This is a genomic window from Kitasatospora sp. NPDC056800, from assembly GCF_042789775.1.
Classification (GTDB): Bacteria; Actinomycetota; Actinomycetes; order Streptomycetales; family Streptomycetaceae; genus Kitasatospora.
In genome coordinates, this window is record NZ_JBHUAL010000319.1 from 1 (window position 1) to 6,428 (window position 6,428).

8 protein-coding genes are annotated in these 6,428 nt (G+C 73.4%); 2 read left to right on the forward strand and 6 right to left on the reverse strand.

Features of this window, described 5'->3' with window-relative positions; genetic code table 11:
• Positions 1-45: 45 nt before the first annotated feature.
• The 5 genes from ACFRQN_RS39185 to ACFRQN_RS39205 form a co-directional block, all read right to left on the reverse strand.
• A complete protein-coding gene (locus ACFRQN_RS39185) occupies positions 46-888 on the reverse strand; it encodes a class E sortase (RefSeq protein WP_074001949.1) in 843 nt (280 codons plus the stop codon).
• Between the two features lie 37 nt (positions 889-925).
• A complete protein-coding gene (locus ACFRQN_RS39190) occupies positions 926-2,101 on the reverse strand; it encodes a class E sortase (RefSeq protein ID WP_074001948.1) in 1,176 nt (391 codons plus the stop codon).
• A complete protein-coding gene (locus tag ACFRQN_RS39195; protein WP_074002166.1) occupies positions 2,026-2,691 on the reverse strand; it encodes an aminodeoxychorismate/anthranilate synthase component II in 666 nt (221 codons plus the stop codon). Before ACFRQN_RS39195 ends, ACFRQN_RS39190 begins: the two co-directional genes overlap by 76 nt.
• Before the next feature lie 55 nt (positions 2,692-2,746).
• The gene (locus ACFRQN_RS39200) at positions 2,747-2,926 is read right to left on the reverse strand and encodes a hypothetical protein (protein WP_049656795.1); all 180 of its coding nucleotides are present in this window, start codon (positions 2,924-2,926) and stop codon (positions 2,747-2,749) included.
• A gap of 69 nt (positions 2,927-2,995) precedes the next feature.
• Positions 2,996-3,760, reverse strand: a complete 765-nt coding sequence (locus ACFRQN_RS39205) for a DUF881 domain-containing protein (protein ID WP_380745407.1) — start codon at positions 3,758-3,760, stop codon at positions 2,996-2,998.
• Positions 3,761-3,929: 169 nt separating this feature from the next.
• On the opposite strand from ACFRQN_RS39205, the gene crgA reads away from it, so the two are divergent.
• Positions 3,930-4,178 carry a cell division protein CrgA gene (gene crgA / locus ACFRQN_RS39210; RefSeq protein ID WP_049656797.1) on the forward strand — a complete coding sequence of 83 codons (249 nt, stop codon included), beginning with the start codon at positions 3,930-3,932 and terminating at the stop codon, positions 4,176-4,178.
• Between the two features lie 347 nt (positions 4,179-4,525).
• On the opposite strand, the gene ACFRQN_RS39215 is transcribed toward crgA, so the two are convergent.
• Positions 4,526-5,419 (reverse strand): rhomboid family intramembrane serine protease, encoded by an 894-nt coding sequence (locus ACFRQN_RS39215; RefSeq protein WP_074001947.1) that lies wholly within the window; start codon positions 5,417-5,419, stop codon positions 4,526-4,528.
• Positions 5,420-5,679: 260 nt separating this feature from the next.
• Here ACFRQN_RS39215 and ACFRQN_RS39220 point away from each other — a divergent pair, with 260 nt between their 5' ends.
• Entirely contained in the window at positions 5,680-6,417 is a 738-nt protein-coding gene (locus ACFRQN_RS39220) for a DUF5324 family protein (protein ID WP_074001946.1), read from the forward strand.
• Positions 6,418-6,428 lie beyond the last annotated feature (11 nt).

Sequence of the window (6,428 nt, forward strand, 5' to 3'; positions counted from 1 at the left end):
GCCCTCGGGCGTTCCGTACGGGCTCCAGGAGGCCCCTGGGCGGCTTCAGGAGTGCCGCAGCTCCGGCGGCGGGGTGCGCTTGGCGTCCATGTCGTCCACCCGCACCAGGCTCCCCCAGACGGCCATCCGGTAGCGCGAGGTGTACACCGGCGTGCAGGTGGTCAGGGTGATGTAGCGGCCGGGGCCCTCGTAGCCGGAGCGGGCCGGGACGGGCGCCACGATGCCGGTGTCGTACTTGGACGTCTCCGCCAGGGTGCTGTCGACCTTGTAGACGTACCACTTGTCCCGGGTCTCGACCACGACGGCGTCGCCCCGGTGGACGGCGTCCAGGTCGTGGAACTTGGCGCCGTGGCCGTCCCGGTGGGCGGCCAGCGCGAAGTTGCCCTGCTGGTCCCACGGCATCGCGGCCCGGTACGGCTGCTCGTAGACGCCCGCGACGCCGTCGTCCAGGACCTCGGTGGAGGTGCCCATCCGGATCAGCACCTGGTAGTCCCGGCCCATCGCCGGGACGTGCAGGAAGCCGACGTCGTCCCCGGCCGCGAACTGCTTCGGCACGGACCCGGGCTCGGCACCGGGGGCGCCGGGAGCAGCGGACGCGCCGGGGGCCGGGGCGGCGCCGGGCGTCGCCCCGGGGCCGGGGCGCGGGCCCGCGGCCCAGCTGCCGCGCAGCCGGTCGGCGGCCGCCGAGGCCGAGCGGTCCGCCTGCACGTTGGTCCACCAGAGCGAATAGCCCACGAACAGGCCGAGCACCAGGCCCATGGTGATCAGCAGCTCGCCGAAGACCCCGAGCGCGGCCAGCGCCCGGCTCCGGCCCCGCCCGGCCCGCGGCTCGGGCGGGGCGAAGGCCTCCTGCGCCGGTTCGGCCGATCGCGCGCTCTCGTCCTGCATCTGCGGTGCTCCCCCTCCGGGCCGGGCGGCCGGGCGGCTACCCGCCCGTGATCGCGGCCGGCTTGCCCTGGGCACGCGGCCGTTCCTCGATCATCTTGCCAAAGACGATGAGGCGGAACTTGGAGGTGAACTCCGGCGTGCAGGTGGTCAGGGTGATGTAGCGGCCCGGACCGGCGTACCCCGCGCCGTTCGGCACCGGCTTGATCACGCTCACGTTGTTGGGGGAGGTCTCCGGGATGCCCCCGGTGACCTCGTAGGTGTAGTAGCCGGCCGCGGTCTCCACCACGATCTTGTCGCCCTTGCCGAGCTGGTTGATGTACCGGAACGGCTCGCCGTGGGTGTTGCGGTGGGCGGCCAGCGCGAAGTTGCCCGCCTTGTCGCCCGGCATCCCGGTTCCCGTGTAGTGGCCGACCAGGCCGTTGTCGAGCACCCCCGACTTGGAGGTGCCCTCGGCGATCGGGAACTTCAGCCCCAGCTTGGGCAGGTAGATGATGGCGAAGCCCTTGCCGGGCTCGAACACCTCGGGCTTGTCCGGCGCCGGGGCCGGCTGCCCCGGCTGGACGGGCGCGACGGCCGCGTTGAACTGCTGCTCCAGCTGGTTGCGGGCCCCGTCGGCGGCCGCGTCGGCCTGCACGTTGGTCCACCAGAGCTGGTACGCGACGAAGAGCAGCATCACCACGCCGAGCGTGATGCACAGCTCGCCGACGCTCCGGGCGGCCACCACGAGCACGGACTCCCGGGGGCGCACCCGCCCGGCGCCGCGGCCGTTCGACCGGCGCCGGCCGCTGCCGGAGCGCAGCGAGGTGCGGCCCTGGGCGGCGCGGCGGCGCTCGGCCCGGCCACCGGTGGGGGCCGGTTCGGCGGCCGGCGCGCCGAGGTCCAGGGGCAGCCGCAGCTGGAGGGTCTGGTCGGGCAGCCAGGGGTACTCGGGCCCGTCCACGATGGGCTCCTGGGCCTGCTCGTACACGCCCCAGGCGTCCTCGGGCACGGTCTGCACCGGGATCCCCTGCCGGTACGGCGCACCGCCGGTGCCGTCGTCCTGGCCCGGGTACCGGGGCCCGCCGTACTGCTGCGCGGTGCCGTACGGGTCCGCCTCCGGCTGGAAACGCCCCTCCGGACGCAGCGAGGTCACGCCGGTCAGCCCCGGCCGATCACCGGGGCGAGCCCGGCCGACCGGTCGACCGCCTGCGGGAAGCCGCACTCCGCGAGCCAGTTGGCGAGCATCCGGTGCCCGCCCTCGGTGAGCACCGACTCGGGGTGGAACTGCACGCCCTCGACCGGCAGTTCACGATGCCTGAGCCCCATGATCACGCCGCTCCCGGTGCGCGCGGTGACCACCAGTTCGGCCGGCACGGTGGCCGGCTCGACCGCGAGCGAGTGGTAGCGGGTCGCGGTCAGCGGCGAGGGCAGGCCCTCGAAGACGCCGCCGTCCTCGTGCTCGACCGGCGAGGTCTTGCCGTGCAGCAGCTCGGGCGCCCGGCCGACCACGGCGCCGTACGCGGCCGCGATCGACTGGAGGCCCAGGCAGACGCCGAACACCGGCAGTCCGATCCGCGCGCAGTGGTGCACCATCTCGATGCAGACCCCGGCCTCCTCCGGGGCGCCGGGCCCGGGGGAGAGCAGCACCCCGTCGAAGCCCTCGTCGCCGGAGCGGCGGACGGCGTGCTCGACGGTCACCTCGTCGTTGCGCACCACCTCGCAGGTGGCGCCGAGCTGGTACAGGTACTGGACCAGGTTGAAGACGAAGCTGTCGTAGTTGTCCACCACCAGGATGCGGGGCGGAGTGGTCGGCCGGGTCGTCATGCGCGCGTGGTCTCCGTGGGGTGCGGTGCGGGAAGGGAGTGCCGGGCCCGCCGGCTCAGCCGGTCGCGGCGCCGTCGCCGCCGTCCACTGTGACGTCGCCGAAGGGGAGCAGCGGTTCCGCCCACGGGAAGACGTAGGTGAAGAGGAGGTAGACGATCCCCAGCACGAGGAGCAGCGAAATGACGGCCCGGACCAGGGTGTTCCCCGGGAGGTGACGCCAGATCCAGCCGTACATGGTGCTCCCTCGACGTAGCGGACTGGGTTAAAGAGTAGACCCGCCGTGCGCGCCCGCGGGGCCGGTCCGCTACTGCTGGCCGCCCGCCGAACGCAGCTCGGTGGTGCCGGAGTAGCCGGGCAGGCTCAGCTCGCCGCTCTCCTGGACCTTCCAGCCCAGCCCGTACGCCTGGACGTACTGGAGGTAGTTGCGGACCGTCGGGTCCGCCTCGACGGCCGAGCGCAGGGTGTCCGTCCGCCCGACCGCCCTGACCACGTACGGCGGGGAGTAGACCCGGCCCTGGAGCAGCAGGGTGTTGCCGACGCAGCGGACGGCGCTGGTGGAGATCAGCCGCTGGTCCATCACCTGCACCCCTTCGGCGCCGCCCCGCCACAGCGCGTTGACGACGGCCTGGATGTCCTGCTGGTGGATGACCAGGTCGTTGACGCCGGGCTCGGGCACCCCCGGGATGCGCGCGGTGGCGTTCGGCGGGGCGTCGTTGAGGGTGACGGTCAGGCCGCCGCCCTGGAGCGGCTCCAGGGCGGCGCCGGAGCGCAGGCCGCCCAGCTGCGCGGCGTTGGCGGGGTCGTGGCCCTGCTGCTCGGTGAGCTGCTGGGCGCGGGCCTGGAGGTCGGCGAGCTGGGACTGCGCCTGCTGGTTCTGGGCGCTGCGCTGGCGGACCACGTCGCCGAGGCTGAGCAACGAGTTGTCGGTCCGCAGGTCGGTGCCGCGGGCGGTCTGCGCGCTGATGTAGAAGAGCAGTCCGGCGAGCGCGAAGACGGCGCAGGTCAGGGCACGTCCGACAATTCGGGTGCCGGAACGGCGGGTACGGGCCGGCTCAGGGGGAATCGACAAATTAGTCACCGTACCCTTATCTCCTCTAGACCCGCCGAGCCACTACGCTAACGGACGCCGGTGGCATGTGGCGGAGCGGTCCCCAGGACGTTTCTCCACAGCCGACCGCGGCCGATTCCACCCGCTGCACCCTGCGCGGTCTCACAGCGCATCGACAGGAGAGCTCCTCGTGCCGAAGTCTCGACTCCGCAAGAAGTCCGACTACACCCCGCCGACCACGGCCGCGGTGAAGATCAGTTCGGGCCGTGGTTGGGTCGCGCCGCTGATGCTCGCGCTGTTCCTGATCGGCCTGGTGTGGATCGTCACCTACTACGTGACCAGCGGCACCTACCCGGTCGAGAGCTGGCGCAACTGGAACATCCTGGTCGGCTTCGGCTTCATCGCCGCCGGCTTCGGCGTCTCCACCCAGTGGAAGTGACGCTCCGCCCGTCCTGAGGCTCGGCTTCGAGCCGTTTCCCGCCGCTCCGGATCGCTCGTCCCGGGGCGGCGGTCAGGCGTGCCCGGAGCCGGGCGGGAGCGCACCGGAATCCGGTCGGTTATCCCCACCATCGGACTGTCGGGCTTATCCACATGGTTATCCACACTGGGGAAAAGTCCCCCGGGCCTGTGGATAACTTTCCCCGGCGGGCCCGTCCACAGCTGTGCACAACTCCCCGGGAACGGGAGAACCGCACAGCAGGACACGCGTAGAACACCAGTCCGCACCCGGGTGGTCGCACAGCCTGTGCACAACCCCGCACCCGCTGTGGACAAACGTCCGAGGCGTCAGGCCCCGTAGAGGGCCGTCCCGGCCAGCAGCATCCCCGCCTCGACCGCCACCGCGCCCGCCACCGTCAGCCCCTGCACCAGGCCGCGGCGCTCGCGCGGGGCGTACATCAGGCCGACCGCCGTCAGCGAGCCGAGCAGCAGGCCGCCGACGTGCGCCCGCCAGTCGACGCCCGGGCGGGAGAAGGTGACCACCAGGTTGAAGACCAGGAACGCCATCGCCGGGCCGAGCGGGCCCCTGTTCCGCAGCTGCAGCACGATCGTGGCGCCGATCAGCCCGAAGACCGCCCCGGAGGCGCCCACCGAGTTCATCCAGCCGCCGGCCACCAGGAAGGCGAAGGTGCTGCCGCCCAGGCCGGAGACCAGGTAGAGGGCCAGGAAGCGGAGCCGGCCGAGCGCCTCCTCCAGCGACGGGCCGAGCCAGTACAGCACCAGCATGTTCATCCCGACGTGCCACCACTCCAGGTGCAGGAAGGTGGCGGTCAGCAGCCGGTACCACTGGTCCGGGCCGTCGGCGATGCCCGCCGGGCCGCCGAGGATGTCCCGCCCGGCGCTGAACAGCGACCAGGTCTGGCCCAGCCGCGGGGTGAGCACGAAGGCGGCCAGCACCCAGACCACGATGTTGAGCCCGATCAGCACCCGGGTGACCAGCCCGCCGTCGGCGGCCAGGGCCCCGCCGAACCGGGTGGTCGCCTGCCGCGACCCGGTGTGGCCGTTGCCGACGCACTCGGGGCACTGGAAGCCCACCGAGGCGGTCACCATGCACTGCGGGCAGATCGGCCGCTCGCAGCGGGTGCAGGAGACCCCGGTGGGGGTCTGCGGGTGCCGGTAGCAGTCGGGCGGTCCGGCCTCCGGGGACCGGTCGACCGACGGCCTCGGCTCGTCCGGGAGCATCAGCGGGTCCCCTTCCCGTACACGACCTCCGAAACCGCCAGCCTACTGCCGTGCCCCCGCCCCCGGACCGGCTCCCCCACAGCCGGACCCGGCTTTCTCCGCCCCGCCGGGGGCCCTGTCCTCACGCCCGCCCCGTCCGGCCCGCCCCGGCAGGGGCCCCGCGTACGGCCCACCCCGACATGCCTCCGGACAAATCAGCATGCATGATCAGCATTCAGGTGGATATGTGCATAAAGGACACCACCCAGGAGGAGAGACTCGTGAGCTTTTCGGATTCGGCCCGTGAGACGGCCACCAGGACCCGGGACACCGCCGCACAGTTCGCGGACGGCGCCAAGCAGCGCCTCGGCCCCGCCTTGGACGCCTTCGGTCCGAAGGCCGCACAGGCCGCCCACCACCTCCGCTGCCAGTACGACCGGCACCTCGCCCCCCAGTTCGGCCAGGCCTTCGCCAACCTGCCGCCGGAGGCCCAGCAGAACACCCTGAAGGCCCTCCACCGGGCCCAGGAGGCCGCTCTGGCGGCCCGCCTGTCCGCCGCCCGGGCCGCGGACCAGGCGCGCGCCACCGTCGGCCCCAGGGTCGCCCAGGCGGTCGAGGAGGCCCGCGCCACCGTCGGCCCGGTCGCCCACGAGGCCCAGGCCCGCGGCGCCGCCGCGCTGACCGCCCTCCAGGGCAACGTCAGCTCGGCCGAGATCAGCGAGCTGGCCGCCCGGAACGCCAGGAAGGAGCAGTGCAACCGCCTGGCCACCGGCCTCGCCGTGGCCGGCCTGCTGGCGATCGGCGGCGGCATCGTGGCCTGGCAGTGGTGGCGCCGGCACAGCAACCCGGAGTGGCTGGTCGAGCCCCCGGCCCCGCAGGAGCCCCGGCCGGCCGGGGCGCACGCCGCCTCCACGCCGGTGAACGGCTCCGGCCCGGAGGCCGTCGCCGAGTCGACGGACGGGTCCCCGACCGCCGGGAAGGACGGCCCCGCCGCCGAGGACGGCCCCGGGTCGCGCTGACCGTACGGGCG